The organism is Candidatus Acidiferrales bacterium, from assembly GCA_035515795.1.
Classification (GTDB): domain Bacteria; phylum Bacteroidota; class Ignavibacteria; order Kryptoniales; family JAKASW01; genus JAKASW01.
The window spans coordinates 376833-393952 of record DATJAY010000035.1 but is presented as its reverse complement, the minus strand read 5'-3'; the positions used below and the strand labels follow the sequence as shown (position 1 = coordinate 393952).

The following is a 17120-nucleotide window of genomic DNA, read 5'->3' as shown; positions in this document are numbered from 1 at the left end:
AAATTAATCCAAAAGTATCCCGTTAATTTTCAGCCAACCGATACATAGCAGCGCCCAACTCTTCACCGGGCCGCGGTCATCCTCAAGCGCGAAACCATGACCGCCCTTCTCAAAAATGTGCAGTTCACATGAAACGCCCGCTTTGTGCAGACCAGTGTAGTAATCGATGCTTTGCTGCACGGGAACCTTGTTGTCGTCGGAAGCATGCACGATGAATGTCGGGGGAAAATCCTTGTCGACAGACTCGTAAAGAAGTGTCGAAAATCCGGGTACCTCTCCCAGGTATGGATAAATCAGTATGGCAAAATTGGGTTTACAGTTTACTGAATCGACATAATCCGTCATAGAAGCTTTTGAATTGTGAATGACGAGGTTGGCCGCGAGATGTCCGCCGGCAGAGAATCCGATGACCCCGATTTTCCCGGGATCGATGCTGTAGTCTTTTGCCCTTGCCCGTACAAGACTCATCGCCCGCTGCGCGTCCTGCAATGCTTCTGCAGGATTCAATCTGTATTTCAACACGAACGCAGCAATGCCGTTCGAGCTCAGCCACTCGCCGATCTTTATCCCTTCTTTCTTGAATGCTAAGTGGGTGTAACCACCTCCAGGAAAAACCAGGACCGCCGGACAATTTTCAATTTTGTTTTGCGGAAGAAATACCGTCAGCTCCGGTTGATACACGTTGGAGATACTGCCGCCGGTGATTTTTTCTTCATTATTACGATTTTCTGTCCCCGGCGCAAGTCCGTTCCAGATTTTGAGCGTAGACTGTTGGGCAAGGGCACAGATTGAAAACAATAAAAAGGCTGTCATTGATAGAAACAATTTCACGGTGGCATTCCTCCATTTCCATTTTGAGAATATTTTGTCCGACTGGTGAATCATAGAATCTTCGAGAAAAGAAAGGCACGGTTCTCAAAACCCAAATTCTCATAAAACTTATGAGCATCTTTTCGGTGAAACGCTGAATCCAACTCGATCCTGCGGCAATTTTTTTCTTTGGCAATAGTTATGAGATGCCGGAGAATCCCTGTGCCGATGCCATGGTGCCGGAAGTTTGAATCGACGACGAGTTCGTCGACATGGCAGATATATCCCTCTTGCCAGAGATTGTTTTTAATGGTAAGCGAACCGAACCCGACGACTTTTCCACCTTCAGCGGCACAGACATATTTTTGCGAGTCGGAAACGAGAGCCCTGTCGAAAACTTTTTTGAGAGAAAGAAGATCAATCTTCTTGTCGGGCCAGAGCTGATGAAGCAATTTGACTACATCGTCAAAATCTTTTTCACTGCAAAAACGGATTTCTACCACTGAAGCCTGTGTTTCCTATTTTTCCAGATCCATTTCGACGACCGGCACATCCCAATGCGCCTCCAGGATTTCAAACCGCCGTTGTTCTTCTTTCTTGAATATGTCCTGATTTGGGTAAAGCTGGTGGGCAAGATCTGCTTCGCTGAAGCCCTCGTCGGTCGTTTGAATATTCTTCCAGACGATCGTTACTCTGAAATCCCATCTGCCGTCTTCGGTCGAATGGAAGCGCGGCTTCGTCAACGTGAGTTTCAGTATGTGTCCCATCTCCATCCGTTTCTTCAAGATCGGGTGATGGTTTTTCTTATATAGCTGGAGGAACTCGTCCGCATGTCCCCACCGCGTCTTGTAATAATACTCGACGGTATAGGGTTTGTCCTGTGCAGTTGCCATCGTATCGTCCTTATATGTTGGTCCTGTGAATGGGCATTCCAAACTCAAAACTGAATGCTGTATGAGTTAGTTTACTGATAAATATCATGAAAGTAAAATTCGCATTTGAAAGAATTCATGATTAATTATTATAATACGATTGACTTACTGAACCGCATAAGGAGGATCTTATGAATCGTAAAAGAAAGAAAACGGAATCTCAACCGGCTTCGATGTCCGGCAATTCTTCCCCGCAGAAGCTGTTGCCGATCAAGCTGCCGAAACCGACAGCGGGTCGTGACATGTCCGTGACAAAAGCGCTCCAGCGAAGGAAAACCACGCGCGAGATAAGCGATAGAAAACTCTCGCTGCAGATGCTTTCGAATCTCCTCTGGGCGGCGTGCGGAGTGAACCGTAATGTCGGTCCGTTCGAGATTCCGGGGAGAACAGCCGCGTCGGCGAGCAACTCTCAAGAAATTGATATCTACGTCGCCTTGGAGGAAGGTACTTACCTTTATGATCCGTTTCGTCACAGGCTCGATCCGGTTCTCACGGGTGATTTACGATCCCTCGCAATTGGCGCCGGCCAGGCAGACTTCATGGCGAAGGCGCCGGTCCAACTCATCTACGTCGTGGACATCCACAGGCTTTCTCACACATCGGGTTACCAGGAACCAGGTTTGTTGGATCCTGAAGTTCAGAAGTCATATTACTTCGTCGACACCGGGCTCATTGCGGGCAATGTATATTTGTTTGCTGCATCTCAAGGACTGGCAGTATGGTTTCATAATTGCAACAAGCCAGCGCTTGCGGAAAAATTAAATTTGCGCGCTGAGCAGCGGGCACTCTTTGGCCAGACGGTCGGATATCCTGCAAAAAAGTAACGGAGAAAATTTCAAATGAATATATCAGGCAATACAATATTAATTACCGGCGGGGCTACCGGAATAGGTTACGCGTTCGCCGAATCTTTCCTGGCGGAGAAGAATGAAGTCATAATCTGCGGCCGGCGGAAAGAAAGACTTCTTGAAGTTCAGAAGAAGCATCCGGAAGTCCACATTAGGGTTTGCGACGTGGCTGACGAGGCGGATCGCAAATCACTTGTAGAGTGGGCCACTTCAAGTTTTCCAAAATTGAATATTTTGATCAACAACGCCGGTATTCAAAGAGATGTCGATTTCACGAAAGGGGTCGACGAATTCCTTGCGGGTGAAAGCGAAATCAAAATCAATCTGGAAGCTCCGATAATTTTGTCGGGCATGGTCATTCCATATCTGACCGGAAAGAAAGATGCCGCCATCATCAATGTTTCATCCGGATTAGGCTTCATACCGGCGGCGCGAATGCCTGTATACAGCGCGACCAAAGCTGCGCTTCATGCGTTCTCCATGGCACTGAGACATCAACTCTTAAAGACCGGCATCAAAGTTATCGAGGTTGTTCCGCCGGGTGTCGACACAGAATTAAATCCGGAAGGGAGAGCCAAGCGAGGAAACTACAAAGCAGGTTTGACACCCGAAGAGTTTGTCGCGGCCGTGATGAAGAGTCTCAAAGCAGACGTACTCGAAATCGGTCACGGTATGACCGAAGGAGCAATCAAAGCGTCGAGAGCGGAGTTGGACGAGAGTTTTAAGAGGATGAATAGCAGGTGGTAAGGATAGGCTGGAGTTTTTAAGCGGGGTCGGGTTTTGCCCTACTAATATCATTGCTCATTCTTAGTGGCCTATTAACAGCTATGTGACTAATAAGAATCACTAGAGCAAATCGCCATAAGCCCAAATCATAGTGCCGATGATGATAAAGCAAACACCTATATATGTAGCCCGGTCGTCAAGAAGTTCTTGCCTATTTGACTCGATTTCATCAGGTGTCAGAACATAATGTCCACCATCAATTGTGTGCTGACTATGGAAAAATCCTTTAACGCCGAGACGAAGAAGACGTCGAACTGCCAGTATCCCTCCGGCAAGGGTGATAACAGAACCCGAACGACTGAACCAAAGCCATTGGCATGAAACAATACTCAGAATAAATGAAAATAGGACCCAGCTTAGAGAGCAGCAAACAACTAAGGGAATATCTGTAAGAATTTTTGCCTTCATATTTTGACGGAACATAGAATACTTTTAGCTTAACCTAATTATTGTCATCTTACTATAATTCTAGATAACGCTCCTGGCTCAATTCAAGACTCTCCCTGACACTTCGGACAAAAATAGCACACCCCGCCCAAGTAGGCTATCTTCTTGATCTTGGTACCGCACTCCAGACATGGCCGGCCGACAGCATCCTTATCCATCAAGCGTACATATTTTCCGGGATTGCCGTAGAGATCGAATTCATCGTTTCTCCCGCCGAGTCTTATCGCGCCTTTGAGAGTCTGCACAATCGCACCGTGAAGTTTTCGTATCTGATCTTTTTCTAAAACTTCGAGAGGCTGCTTCGGATGCAACCTGCCTACGAACATTATATCCTGTGCAATGGAATTTCCGATACCGGGGATCAATTGATTCTGTGTGAGGAGAGCTTTCACGCTCTTCCCTCCCACCTTCATACTTTCCTCGATGAGTTTTGTCAAATATGTAACGGTGAATTTCGGCTCGAGCGGCGTAGTTCGCATTCCACAAATGTACTTCCGCTCTAGTTCTTTGCCTTTTTCGTACAACTCCATCGCGCCCCACATTTGAGTCGCTGCCGAAAGAGCTGTACTATCATCGAAGAGAAGAGAAAGGTGGTACTTGTCGGGCAAATCCGACGCAGATTCATGCAGCAGGATTTTGCCGCCGCATTCTCCGAAGACAAGAATGTAACCGGGCTCTACCGGAATGAATAACCATTTCCCCCTGGCGTATGCTTTGCCGACGGTTTTTCCTTTGATTATTTTTTCAAATTCGCGCGGCTTACGATTGTACCAGACAAATTTATGCGGCGAATTTCCAAGACTTCCTCCGGCAATATGTTTGCCTGTGAGGCTCTTCGCCATTTGTCCTGCGATGGTTACGTATTCCGGAATTTCGAACATAATGATCCTCCAACTTTCTGCTCCCTTTATTGACAGCCAGCTTACTTGAGTCGCTTACAAACGATATTAATCGTCATACCTAGCAAAATCAAGCTTCCGGGACCTTCATATCATCAACGCCTGCTTAGCTCTCAGCCTCGGGAGTCGTCACTCGATAGAGCATCCACCCAACCCAGATCGACACCAGAAGGAGAACCCATCCGATAGCAACAAAAGAAAACAGGCCGATGAGCAATGTCAGGTAAAGGTACGAGAATATACCTTCGGATCGGACATTCGAGGCAGATATCCATAATGCAAACGGCGGAGTGAAAAACGCCATCGCAAGAAGCGATGTGCCCGCTCCGATTAAGCAGGAATGGAACAAGGTCTTCGTGCGAGTCCTGTCCATCAGACGTCGTCCCGTGATGATACCGGCAAGCGCATGGCACAGACCGACCGCGAGAGTCAACACCGGAATGTAGCCGCTCGTTCTCGCATCAGGGTACCAGGCAAAATGCGTCGCGACTGCTGTCGTGCAGCCAAAGGCAATTGCAGCCACAATGCGCGGCCGGCGTTTGATATAGATCCCAAATGATTCCGCTATAAATGTCATACTTTCGTCTTCTTCAGCACAAAGATCATCCATGGAGCGATCTCCTTTTCCGTCACCCAATCAAACGGCTCGCCGTCACGACCCAGCGGTTTGTAAGTAGCCACGATCTCCAGGCCTGCCATGCCGAACTGCTTCAGATAATCTTTTTCAGTCCAAAATATATCCTCAACCGGTCTTCTATCTTCCACATCCAGCATGATATCGCGTACGATGTCTCCCGTCTTTGCATGCCAATTCTCGGGAAAAGCTTTTGTACTAAATGATGCCCACTCGTTTGTGTACAACTCAGGTGTCGCATCGAGAACAACCATTCTTCCTGTCGGTTTTAGCAAGTCACACAACGAAGCGAGGATAGATGTGCGACTCTCCCAACCCGGTATATTGTCGAACGTGAAAATCGACTGCACCAGATCAAACTTCCCTGCTCCGATGTGGCTATAACTTCCGTTGCTCACTAATTGGTAATTACCTTCGGCATCCATCTCTTTTGCCTTCTTGAGCATATCCAGGGCAACGTCGATTCCGATTACTTCGAAGCCTAACTTCTTCAAGAATCGAGTGGAGCGACCTGCTCCACATCCGAAGTCGACAGCCCTGTTGCCCCGAACATGTCCTGCGATTATTTCCGGAAGGTCCCTGTAGGCTAAATAGTATGTGTTGGGAAATTCAAGTTTGGAGTAAGACTCTGCCCTAACCTGATTTCCCCACGAATTAATGAATCCCATATCTTTCTCTTCACTTACTCTCTTCAGAATAATATAACTTTCCAATGGTCCATTATTAAATAAGTGCCGGCGATGCAACTCTCACAGTATGCTGCTCATCCCGACGCTGAAGTAAACGTCGTTCGGCTTGCTGAGCCGGTAAGTCAAGTCCATGCGAATAAGTCCTAGAATTTTTCCTAAACCGACTCCGGCTTCGTAATACCAGCCGTTTGTCGTCGATACTCCATTGAGCCATGACTGTGCGGCAGAAGCGTCGATCAGGAGCTCCATCCCTTTCTTGTATAAAAAAGGGATGCCGAGGAGCAGGAAGGGAACATTTCTGAAATTTTGCTCAACTGAGACCATCGCAAACTTGTCGCCTGCAAACTCTACCGGCCGCGCGGTTTTCAGAACCCCGAAAGGCGCGAGTCCTCCGATCTGTGAGTCGAGGACAAACTCCCGCTGCACGGGAAGAGTCCCGGTCGAATAGCCGCCAGCGAACATCACCTGCGTCTGAGGCGGGAAAAGATAATTTTTCAAGAACGTGTCGAAATGGTACGACGCGGTCAAGTGGTAACGACCGAAGTGAAAATTGCTTGCGAGGAACGACGGCGACGAGTACTCTGCATTTAACTCCACCGCATTCGTCGGCAATATACCGAGCGGCGCCTCCTCATCCCCATAACGGATCGAAATTTTCGCGCTTCGCATCTCACCCGACATGATCGGCGGATTCGGACGGTACGCGTTTCCGAGCGCAAGGATGCTGAACTCCGTGTGATTCACCACGCTCGTCTCGTCCTCGGACAGATAAGTCGCAGTCAAATTAAGATGATCAATAGGCACAATCGAATAGTGCGCGCTCCAGCCGTATGCCATGTAATAGTTGTAGTAATCGTTGCATCCGAACAAAGAAGTTATCGTGGTCGTAAACGACGAGAAAAAATTGTCTTCGGGATAATGATCGATGTCGCGATGGACTTCCGCGCCGGCTCCGCTCTTGACATGATCTGCAAACGGGTAGTCGCCGCCAACCCGCCACTTGAAAATCTTGTCTGAAATCCCATACCCTGCTGCGGCACTCAGGCTCCATCCTCCGCTCCCCGATGTATCAACGAATCCTTCGTTGGAAAGTCCGACCATTCTCCACGATCTTTCGGACGTGTACGTATAAATCCCGCCGAGGAACAACCCTTCGACTCTGTTGAATCTCACATCGACATATTTCAAAACCGAAAGAGGTCCGCCTTTATCGAAGAGTTTTGCAGCGACGCCGGTAGGCTTGAATTGCTTCGCCAGGGTTTGAGTGCTGTCGAGCGTGTTATATGCTTTTTCTTCTGCCAACGTAAGCGGAAGAACCTCGTGTGCGCTCCAGAATGTCGAATCGAATTTTGTCGCGCTCGAATCGATGACAAGGACAGGTTTCTTAAGGATCGAATCGGCAATTTGATCATTCAGTCTGTAATCGTAGATATCCGATGTTTCGTTGATCGTGATTCTCGGAAGCGAAATGCCGGCGAATTGGATCTTCATTCCGAAATCGGTGATTATGTCGGCAGGCATCCAGAACTTGCCTTCATAAAGAGAATAGTGCTGGGCAAAATTTACTTTCAGATCTGTCAGAAAAGGAATATTGAATGCTTCGTTCGGACGGAAGTCAACTCCCATCACGGCGTAAGACGAATCGGCAATTGAAATTTTGCCGGAGAAAAGCGGGACGATTCGGGAATCTGGAATGACTTCGATCTCGTAAACGGCGACGTTGTTCTTAGTGAACGTCCTGAGGAGTCTGTATTTACAATAATCGAATGCGTTTTCGGCGATCGGGCCGACGAATTTATAGCCGGCAAATTCGATCAGGTCGTCAGTGAAGTTTACTATTTCTCCCACGAAAGGTATGAGCCCCGCCTCCGGCAGATTCTTAGTCTCACGTTTCTGGGTGACCACCTCGCGGAGCGAATCCCCTTCCTGCCAATAGCCATCGGTGTACGATTCGGTGATGCCTGCAAGAGCCGTGTCACGGTAAATTGTCAACCTCGTGAAGGCTTTGAAGTCATATGACCGAAGCAGCTTTGCCCATTCGTGTTTCTTTTCAATTGCCTTTCGAATGATCGCATACGCCGGGTCTTCGGCAATAGATACAACCTCCGGAAATAAAATGTCTGCCGGCTGGAGTTTGACGTCCTCACGGACATTTCCGGCAAGCCTAACAACCGCGGAATCCATTTGATAGCCGACGTAACTATAAAATAAAGTGTACTCCCCCGCCGGAAGAGAAATGAGATAGGAACCGTCGAGGTTGGTGATGGTCCCCTTCGCCGAGCCGGAAACTCTCACGTTCGCCGACGGAAGTGGACATCCCGTCTTGGCGTCGACGATCCGGCCTGAAATTGTGTAAACGCCTTGGGATGCTGCCGACTTACAAAGGAATAAAACTAAAATAAAAAGTGCGTTGCCGATATAAGCGCGCAAAATAATCTTCCCTCCTGAAATTTCAGAATGTTTTATCATGATTAGAAAATGTAGTGACCCTGAAACAACTGCCGACCATTATTTCTCAACTCATTTAATATACTGGTTCACTGAGACAGATGTTACTTGGGTGATGGTTTTACGTGATTGTGGTCACCATCTGCTGTATCATCTGCTCCATGATTCTCATACTGGCTTCACTTAAGATTTTCGCCGCACTTTTCTCCCATCTTTTTGAATTAGTCGGGAAAATTTATATCTTGAATCGACCCTGCTGAGGTTTTTGCGCATGCAAGGTCTTAAATTTTCCAGAGATATGAAAAAAACTTTCCGAGAGAGACTTAAAGACGGCGTCATCGTATGCGACGGCGCGATGGGGACGCTGCTCGAATTGTATGAATATGACGAGAAACCGCCGGAAATACAGAACATAAAAAATCCCGACATCGTGGAGCGCGCACACCGGGAGTACATCCAGGCCGGCGCCGAAATTATCGAGACAAATACTTTCTCGGCAAACCGGATGCTTCTCGAGGTGTACCATCTTGCAGATAGATTAAACGAGATAAATAAATCCGCCGTCGAAATCGCCAAACGCGCCGCAGGGGAAACCGTTTACGTTGCCGGCGCAGTTGGACCCACCGGGAGGCTGCTTGAACCTCTTGGCAAGACAAAGATTGCGGATATAAGAAAGGTTTTCAAAGAGCAGATAGAAATTCTCGTCAGCGGCGGAGTAGATCTTCTGATCCTCGAGACATTTTTGGATCTGAATGAGCTTGACGCAGCCATCGATGCCGCTAAAGAAATTTCTCCGGAGATTCCGATCATCGCACAAAAAACTTTTTCGGAGGACGGCGTGATCCTGGCCACCGACTTTCCGGTCGAAGTCGTGAGACACATAAAATCCAAAGGCGTCGACGTCGTCGGCTCGAACTGCACGGTCGGACCGCAAAGAATGTACGGCATCATCAAGTCCATTTATTCGGAAGACGTAATATTGTCCGCCCAGCCCGCAGCGGGAATTCCGACCCTGGTCGACGGAAGATCGATTTATCACGCCACGCCGGAATATCTCGCAACCTATGCAAGGCAGCTTGTCGAAGCCGGCGTCACCGTCATCGGAGCCTGCTGCGGCTCGACACCCGCCCACATCAAAGCAATTGCAGAAGCCGTCCATGGCTTGAAATCCGAACGAACCGGGGAATCACGGGAATCTGCCGTTGCAGTAAAGAGAAAGACCGCGGTCAAGCCATCGACAGCGGGAAAAGGCTCGACACAATCGGAGTTTTCAAAAAGACTTGCGCTCACGCAGAGTGGCGCCGGAAAGAAATTCATCACTACTCTTGAGCTCGATATTCCCCGGGGCCTCGATATCTCCAGCGTGATCGAAGGAGCACGCTATTGCATGCAAAATGGATTCGACGCGGTCAACATTACCGACGGTGCGCGCGCACGGATAAGAATGAGCTCGATCGCGATCTCGAAAATCATCCAGCAGGAAACAGGGATTGAAGCCATGACCCATCTTGCCGCGCGCGATAGGAACATGATCGGTCTTCAGGCCGAGCTCCTGGGAGCGCATGCACTCGGCTTAAGAAATATCCTCGTCATAACGGGCGACCCTGCGAAAGTCGGCGACCTTCCTCAAGCGAAGTCGGTCTTCGATGTCGATTCCGTCGGACTCATCAAGATAGTAAAGAACCTGAATTGCGGAATGGATTCGGTCGGAAACCCTATCGGCGAAGCGACATCGTTTCTCATCGCTTGTGCCGCCAATCCGTCGGCGGACAGTTTCGATTACGAATTGGAAAAACTGGGCCGCAAGGTGGAATCGGGAGCGGATGTAATTTTCACTCAGCCGATCTACGAAGTCGGCATGTTTGAGAGATTCATCAAAGCGGTTGAACCGCTGCACGTACCGGTTGTCATAGGAATCCTCCCGCTTCGGAGTCACAAGCACGCCGAGTTCCTCCACCATGAAATACCAGGAATAAACATACCGGAGAAGATACGGGAGAAGATGTTCCGCTCCGGGGAAAACGCGGCCCAAGTGGGAATCGACATTTCAGCGGAGTTTCTCCGCGAGATTAAGTCGGCCGTAGCAGGCGCATATCTCTTGCCGCCGTTCAAGAAGTACGAGGTGGCAATAAAAGTCCTCGAAGCGGCTGGCATATAGGACTTCGTCCATAAGTCATCCATCTACATAGGCAGCTTCCGGATGATGGTGTGTCCGAGCGCACTTTATCGTCCAAATCTTAAACTTTTTGAGGTCATTTCCGTCTCTAAGGAAACCGGATCAGGTTGCAGTACGTTCTTTTTAGTGAAGACTCGATGGAGAAGAAATAACGAAATTAGGATTTTCTTGCATGGCAAGCTATAGAGTGTTAGATTATTCAGCAATTGGGGCGATTAGCTCAGCTGGTTCAGAGCGTTCGCTTCACACGCGAGAGGTCAGAGGTTCGAATCCTCTATCGCCCACGCAAGTTTTTAAGGAAAATTTCGAAGTAATTTCTTATCTAATTCTTATGGAAAGCAAAAATATAAATGGGTCGGAGGGAAAGGCGAGACTTTGATATCGTATGTCAAAACTAAGTCTCACAAAAGCATAGCGAGGAAACCATGGAGAAGATGACAATTCCCTCGGAGAAGAAGAAAATACAAAAAAAGCACATCGAAAACCCGCTCAGCGATATTCTGCCTGATGAAATCTACGAGAAGCTGATCGAAAACAGCCTGTTGGACTACAAGGCTGTCAGAGATTACCAGATCAAGCGGCGTTTCAAGGACCTGCGCAACTACATGAGCGTAGGCGACGCGATTGAAAAGATCCAGGACGAATATCCATACCTGCGATTTGACACTATCCGCAAGATCGTCTACAACGCGAAATCGGAAAAAGAATAGCTCGCAGATCGCGCGCAGAGATATCGGCGGCCTGAATCCATCCCACAAAATTAGGTCTGTTCCATTTCCGCATGAACTTCCGGGAATTTTCTCAATCTTATTTCAGTTTTAGATAGAGGAGCCGGTCAAGAATTGGAAGACTATCTCATTGATATTTGCCGGCTTCTTTGGGAAAAACTGATTTCGAGAAATGGAGGATTTTTATGAAGCGATATGTTTCAAACAAAGACGAATCCGCGAGGATGTTCAAGAGTGATTTCCTCGAACTTTTTTCGCACGTCCATCCGTCGATTCCGGCGATAATTTATTTCCCGGTCATCGGATACATGCTTTACGAAACCATTGTCGCAGGCGTAAGTATCACGTATGCTTTCCCGCTGTTTGTTTTCGGCCTGCTGGTATGGAGCCTCGCGGAGTACGCGCTTCACAGATTTATCTTTCATTACGTGCCGACGAGCGGCTGGGGAAAACAGATTCACTTTATGTTCCATGGCGTTCATCACGATTACCCCAGCGATTCCACGCGCCTCGTGATGCCGCCGATTGTCAGTATACCTCTCGCATTTCTTTTTTATTTCTTATTCAAAAATATTCTCGGTACCCGTTACCTTCCGCCGTTCTTCGCAGGATTCATACTCGGTTACCTCGCTTATGACCTGACGCATTATGCGGTCCATCATTTCAGTCTGCGCGGAAGGATATCGCTCTACCTGAAGCAGCAGCACATGCGGCATCATTACATGGACCCGGATGGAAATTATGGAGTCAGCTCGCCGCTGTGGGACTTCGTGTTTGGAACGTACATGAAGAAGCAGCCGCAGGAAATTCAGAAGAGTTATTAGACCCCGGTCGATTCAGTCTTAACTGCCGAATTTTTTCTACACTATCCTAGCCAAAATGGGGCGGGGTTTCAGGTCATTTGTTTGAGTTATCTGATCATCAGCCTCATTCTTGCTCACACCTTTCATTCCAGCTTCAGTTGCACCTCGGCGATTTCTTCGATGCAACCACTTCACTCCCGTTCAATTTCCATGTCAGATTCTTACCGTTGAATATTACGCTAAAGACTTTATCCTTTCTTCCAGGCTCAAAGGTGATCGTCTGGTTTCTGTCGTTAGGAGTCGGAGAGAATTTATTCTGCGGACCGACAGGAACAAAGATGGAAGTTGTGTCGTCGTTCCCGTAGCCGAACCATGCTGTGTATGTCGTGTCATTAGTTTGTGTGACACAATCTAGAATTGGCTGTAGCGATTGTTGTGGCACAGAGATAATATTTAATGCTAATGAATCCGTCGTTGAATGCGATGATGGAGCAATGCTGTCTCTGACAGCAATGTATGCCGTCGTTGCCGTATCGACATCCTCGGCGCGGATGGTCGCTTGCAGAAGCGTATCAGCAATAAATGTCGTCGCCCGGTTTGTACCATTAAGCTGGACTTTGGAGGTAGGTGTGAAATTCTTGCCCGTAACGGAAAGAGTAAACGCTCCGCTGCCGACAAGAACATTCTGTGCGTTGATTGTTCCGATGGTTGGGAGTTTGCTAAGATCGATGTTGATAGACCTTTGTTTTTTCTCATAGTAGTAATAAAGCATATTGGGATAGTTATCAAAAACAAGGACTTTCCCATCCTGTGGTAGTTTGAGCTTCTGCAAAAGCGTACCCGAGATATCATCGAAGATGGAAATGCAGCCAGTGTGCTGGTACACATAATCGGTTCCCCAAGGCCTTTGTTCAGTAACCAATGGTGTTTCCTCTATCATTACAACTTTCGCATCGCCTGATAAATACTCGTGAGTTTGTAATGGAAAAGGGATTAGACTATACATCGTATCTTTATCTACATTGTATACTCCAAACTCTTTATCTTCCATCTGTGGTTGAGGATATAAAAGACACAAAAGAAAATTTCCTTTCTTACTATCCTCTACAGTGTAAACGTCTGGAACTTTCAGGTCAGACAGGCTCCTGTTGATTGTTAACTGTTTTGTCAGAAGCGAATATTTGCCGATTGCATCCACTTTCCCGTATCCCCATTTTTCTAAATACAAATAACTCCCGTCATCTGAAACAGAACTAAGACCAGTAATCCACCCCGGAGGAACCGGCAGGGTATCAAGGAATGTAAATGTCGATGCATCATAAGCCGCAGTCCTTTGGTACGAAGATAAATCTCCCCACCATTTCAAGCTATCTGGAGCCGGAAGAAACCACGTGACATAGAAAACATTTTTAACAGAGTTATAGACTATGCCATCGTATGCCCCCAGGGGTGATTCTATCCTTGAAATAAAAAAAGAATTGGGTGATGTGCCTGGCGGGTGAGGATACTGATCGGGAAAAACATGAGTTATTGATGGTGTATTTGCATTTACAACGGTAGTTGATATGTAATAATGGTCCGCAGCTATGTGGGGTATGTAGCTATTATCACGCTCGATAAAAATCCACTGTTGAGTCGGGTCCCATAATACATTACTGTAAGGATTGATTGAATCGGAATAAAACAAACTTTTAGTCCCGCTTTGTAAATTTAAACGCCAAACGGGTAATTCCTCGCTGCTGTTGTTATAGTAATATGATTGGGCAAATACTTGGAATGTACCGCTTACCGATGTTACTAAAATCAGAAATAAACATTTCCACTTTTTCATATAAACCTCTTTCATTTTAACGCCATGGATGCGATTTGTACAATGCAAATACATTATCTGCATATGCTTTTGCCGTTATAAAGGATTGGGTTTGTTCTTCCCAATAGCCTGGTCCATTTTGTGAAGGGTCCCCTTGTATCCATTTCCAGTACCAAGCCCCGGGTCCTCCGTTGTATTCACAATATGCTTCTACAATTTTTTCGTCTTCATTCAAAGGTGACGAACCAGCAAAATCCTCGTGGTACGTCGCTGCGGCATTATAGCGCGCGTCAAACATGTCTTTCCCCGTCTGCACATTTACGGTCCAATTCCAGATAATGTCGTCGGTTTGTGGGCTATCGATTTGCATGATGCCAAAGTCGGCTGGGGTTTTACCACCCTGCAATGGGTAACTTGGAGTTGTATCACACTGAACACGCCTACTTTTGGCAAACTGGTTGAAATTGCTCTCATAGGAGGCGATAGCTTCGTATTGAAGTCCGTTAAGAGCCGCAAGCATATTTGCAAAAGTTGGGTTGGTCCCTTTTATTGCAAACGTTGTATCGTAACTTTTTGTCGTGGAGTAATCTGTGGTAGCTGCCACAACCTTCAGCGTGACTATCTGTCCTCCACGAATATACTTGCTCAAGTTCACGTTCAAGGGTGTCCATTTATTGGTCTCTCCAGTTGTATCGCCTGAATATGCTTCGTCATTTTGCGGCGTTTTCCATCCTCCCTTACCCGTCCATTTGATTTTCATTTCCCAATTGTAAGTCACAGGAATGTTTTTCTTTGCATGAAGCTGCGCTTTTATTTTCCCTGACACTTCGGGCATCTTCGGAGGATTATCGCCGGTAATCTTCTGAGCATCGGTTGGATATTTGACGTCTAATTGATAAGGAGACAGTATTACCACTTGCCCCTTTCCTGTTACACTCGTCTGATCCACTGACATAACTGTGAAAGTGATGGTCATGTTGCTGTCGGGGACGGTTCCGTCGGCAGTGTAAAACACTCTACCCCAGTTAGCTGTCCAATAATCTGTCTCAAGCACGGAATCCATCGCCGCAAGTGATCTCCTCTCCGGTATGTTTGAATCTTCTGATCCCCTGGAGGAAGCTCCTTTGACCGACGAGATGCTCATCGTCTTATGATTTCCGTTCATGCCCCCTTTCTTCATCGCGCTTAACATCTCTACATTCAAGTCTCCATATTGAGACGGCGAAGCAGAGATCCGGACATTCCCATCATAATCCATATCCTCGTCGATAGCATCCTTAGCCTGAACATATATCTTGGCGGTGGCAGAATCATCGATCGTATCGGGTTGTGCATAAACGTAAAAATGGTCGACAAATGGGAGTATCTGCACCGAGTCTACTCTTGTCATGCCATTGCTCTCTGCCTGTATCGTTGCCCAACTGTTAATCGAATCCGGCGGAGCACCGTCGGCTACGAGAACGTACTGTCCGATACTATTTCCCGTTGCGGATATGGTTGAGCCTAATTTCGTATCTCCTCCCGTCTGTGAATCTCTTTGATGAAATGATACGTATTGATTCCCTGTAACGATGGTCAGTGTAAGCGGATCTGTTGTCGACCACGCTGTCTCACTACAGTCGTTTCTGCCGTTCAAACTCATTCCCGTCGTATCTCCCGATATGAATTGATGCTTTGCCAAAGTGAAATCGAATGTTGAAAAATATGGAGTCGTGAAACGGCAGTCCCAGAACTGGGACATAGGGAAACATCCTCCCATCCAGTACGGACTGAGATGAGTCTGCTCGAATAACGTGGAATCATCGAAGAACACACCCACAGTCATAGTGTCAGGGTTATCAAGCGAAGTTGAACCGCAAACGGAAACATCAAACCAATAATCATCAGCCCTTACAGGACCGATATCGGCGACGAGCCTCAAGCCGACGGACCCCAGGACCGTGTCTGTGCACGTCCCCGCCACTTCGAATCGGATCGGTGTAGGATATGTCTGGATAACTTCAATATGGAACTTGTGCGGGTTGTTCACCTCCTGTGCTATCTTCCCCTCTCTTGGCGTAATCACCGTGCTCTCACGTATGTGCACCTGCGCGAGAAGTGATCCTACTGTTAGAAATGTTATTGCAATAACCGCTGCACCATTCTTCATCTCAAAGACTCCTTTGATGCCAAGTAATGCTTCAAAACTACTCAGCTTCAAGCTGAAACAATCGTAAGGTGAATCTTCGTGCTTTGGGCTCCCTGCTTCTTTCTGCCCTCTGGCAATATCTGCGGCTAAATTTTAATACACCATGAAGTGAATGTCAAGTGGAAACCAGGGGAAAGATTACAATCCTGACTCCATGACGCCGACAATCTCCGGCCGGCCTTTGACGCTCGATATCTCTGCTTCGCGTGCCAATATGGCACATGTGAGCTCTGATTATTTGCATACGAGCGTTGATATGGCCGATGTGAAAGCTGATTCTTCTCATGCGGTGTCTGATTGGGCCCATCGACGCGCCAATATTTTGCATTCGGTCCCCGATATGGCCCGTCGAGCTGCCGATAATTTCCATCGAGCCGTCAAAGCGGCCAGTTCGATCACAAATATTATGCATTCGACCGCCGATATGGCCCATTGAGTGTGCTGTATGACATATCGGAGTCTCAATATGATCCATCGATTTGCCAATGTGGCACATCTGAATGCCTTCCGGACGCATCGTAACTCCGTTTGGAGCCATCGAGTGGCCATTCGGACTCATCGGAACTCCATTTGGAACCATTGAATTCGCGTTTGGACGCATCGGATTGGCATTTGGAAGGCTTCGATTGCGATCCGGAGCCATTGAATCGGCGTTCGGACGGATCGGATGGTGGATTTGATGGATGTCGGGTTCAATCGTTCGCATCCGCATCTCTTCCTGGCTGATTCGATCATCAAAAAGAAGCATATTCTTCCACTCTTATCGACTCCCTGGCCCGGGACGCGCTATAGCTGAGGCTGCTCATTTTATTTTTGAATATCCCTTGAAGAATTGAGATCATCGGTCAAAGAAAACATAATATTTGACTGGCTTGACAAAGTTGGGAGCCCCCCGTATAATTTTCTATCGTGGCTGTAAAAA

17 protein-coding genes and 1 tRNA gene are annotated in these 17120 nt (G+C 47.4%); 8 read left to right on the top strand and 10 right to left on the bottom strand.

Going from position 1 to position 17120, the window contains the following annotated elements; translation table 11 throughout:
* Positions 1 to 3: 3 nt before the first annotated feature.
* The 3 genes from VLX91_15285 to VLX91_15275 are packed head-to-tail and all read right to left on the bottom strand — an operon-like array spanning position 4 to position 1703.
* Positions 4 to 831, bottom strand: coding sequence for an alpha/beta hydrolase (locus tag VLX91_15285; protein HUI31572.1), 828 nt, complete (start codon positions 829 to 831; stop codon positions 4 to 6).
* Positions 832 to 881: 50 nt separating this feature from the next.
* On the bottom strand, positions 882 to 1313 hold the full coding sequence (locus tag VLX91_15280; GenBank protein HUI31571.1) for a GNAT family N-acetyltransferase: 432 nt from the start codon (positions 1311 to 1313) through the stop codon (positions 882 to 884).
* Between the two features lie 15 nt (positions 1314 to 1328).
* On the bottom strand, positions 1329 to 1703 hold the full coding sequence (locus VLX91_15275; GenBank protein HUI31570.1) for a hypothetical protein: 375 nt from the start codon (positions 1701 to 1703) through the stop codon (positions 1329 to 1331).
* 170 nt (positions 1704 to 1873) lie between these two features.
* Between VLX91_15275 and VLX91_15270 the strand changes: the two genes are divergently transcribed.
* The gene (locus VLX91_15270; protein ID HUI31569.1) at positions 1874 to 2566 is read left to right on the top strand and encodes a SagB/ThcOx family dehydrogenase; all 693 of its coding nucleotides are present in this window, start codon (positions 1874 to 1876) and stop codon (positions 2564 to 2566) included.
* Between the two features lie 15 nt (positions 2567 to 2581).
* Entirely contained in the window at positions 2582 to 3337 is a 756-nt protein-coding gene (locus VLX91_15265; protein HUI31568.1) for an SDR family NAD(P)-dependent oxidoreductase, read from the top strand.
* A gap of 99 nt (positions 3338 to 3436) precedes the next feature.
* On the opposite strand, the gene VLX91_15260 is transcribed toward VLX91_15265, so the two are convergent.
* The 5 genes from VLX91_15260 to VLX91_15240 all read right to left on the bottom strand — a co-directional run bounded on the left by VLX91_15260 (position 3437) and on the right by VLX91_15240 (position 8514).
* Positions 3437 to 3784, bottom strand: a complete 348-nt coding sequence (locus tag VLX91_15260; protein HUI31567.1) for a hypothetical protein — start codon at positions 3782 to 3784, stop codon at positions 3437 to 3439.
* 83 nt (positions 3785 to 3867) lie between these two features.
* Positions 3868 to 4704: a DNA-formamidopyrimidine glycosylase family protein gene (locus tag VLX91_15255; protein ID HUI31566.1), complete on the bottom strand. Its 837-nt coding sequence runs from the start codon at positions 4702 to 4704 to the stop codon at positions 3868 to 3870.
* 124 nt (positions 4705 to 4828) lie between these two features.
* The gene (locus VLX91_15250; protein HUI31565.1) at positions 4829 to 5332 is read right to left on the bottom strand and encodes a hypothetical protein; all 504 of its coding nucleotides are present in this window, start codon (positions 5330 to 5332) and stop codon (positions 4829 to 4831) included.
* Positions 5296 to 6024: a class I SAM-dependent methyltransferase gene (locus VLX91_15245; GenBank protein HUI31564.1), complete on the bottom strand. Its 729-nt coding sequence runs from the start codon at positions 6022 to 6024 to the stop codon at positions 5296 to 5298. The genes VLX91_15250 and VLX91_15245 overlap by 37 nt, the downstream gene beginning before the upstream one ends.
* Before the next feature lie 81 nt (positions 6025 to 6105).
* Positions 6106 to 8514 carry a DUF5686 family protein gene (locus VLX91_15240; protein ID HUI31563.1) on the bottom strand — a complete coding sequence of 803 codons (2409 nt, stop codon included), beginning with the start codon at positions 8512 to 8514 and terminating at the stop codon, positions 6106 to 6108.
* 277 nt (positions 8515 to 8791) lie between these two features.
* Between VLX91_15240 and VLX91_15235 the strand changes: the two genes are divergently transcribed.
* The 4 genes from VLX91_15235 (at position 8792) to VLX91_15220 (ending at position 12221) form a co-directional block, all read left to right on the top strand.
* Positions 8792 to 10651 (top strand): bifunctional homocysteine S-methyltransferase/methylenetetrahydrofolate reductase, encoded by a 1860-nt coding sequence (locus tag VLX91_15235; GenBank protein ID HUI31562.1) that lies wholly within the window; start codon positions 8792 to 8794, stop codon positions 10649 to 10651.
* Between the two features lie 227 nt (positions 10652 to 10878).
* Positions 10879 to 10953, top strand: a tRNA-Val gene (locus tag VLX91_15230).
* Between the two features lie 141 nt (positions 10954 to 11094).
* Positions 11095 to 11379, top strand: a complete 285-nt coding sequence (locus VLX91_15225; GenBank protein ID HUI31561.1) for a hypothetical protein — start codon at positions 11095 to 11097, stop codon at positions 11377 to 11379.
* 203 nt (positions 11380 to 11582) lie between these two features.
* Positions 11583 to 12221, top strand: a complete 639-nt coding sequence (locus tag VLX91_15220) for a sterol desaturase family protein (protein HUI31560.1) — start codon at positions 11583 to 11585, stop codon at positions 12219 to 12221.
* Between the two features lie 133 nt (positions 12222 to 12354).
* Here VLX91_15220 and VLX91_15215 read toward each other — a convergent pair whose 3' ends face one another.
* Both VLX91_15215 and VLX91_15210 read right to left on the bottom strand, forming a co-directional pair.
* A complete protein-coding gene (locus VLX91_15215) occupies positions 12355 to 14031 on the bottom strand; it encodes a hypothetical protein (protein ID HUI31559.1) in 1677 nt (558 codons plus the stop codon).
* Between the two features lie 16 nt (positions 14032 to 14047).
* Entirely contained in the window at positions 14048 to 16159 is a 2112-nt protein-coding gene (locus tag VLX91_15210) for a hypothetical protein (GenBank protein ID HUI31558.1), read from the bottom strand.
* A gap of 151 nt (positions 16160 to 16310) precedes the next feature.
* On the opposite strand from VLX91_15210, the gene VLX91_15205 reads away from it, so the two are divergent.
* Both VLX91_15205 and VLX91_15200 read left to right on the top strand, forming a co-directional pair.
* Positions 16311 to 16634 carry a hypothetical protein gene (locus tag VLX91_15205; GenBank protein HUI31557.1) on the top strand — a complete coding sequence of 108 codons (324 nt, stop codon included), beginning with the start codon at positions 16311 to 16313 and terminating at the stop codon, positions 16632 to 16634.
* Positions 16635 to 16698: 64 nt separating this feature from the next.
* A complete protein-coding gene (locus VLX91_15200; protein ID HUI31556.1) occupies positions 16699 to 16878 on the top strand; it encodes a hypothetical protein in 180 nt (59 codons plus the stop codon).
* Positions 16879 to 17120 lie beyond the last annotated feature (242 nt).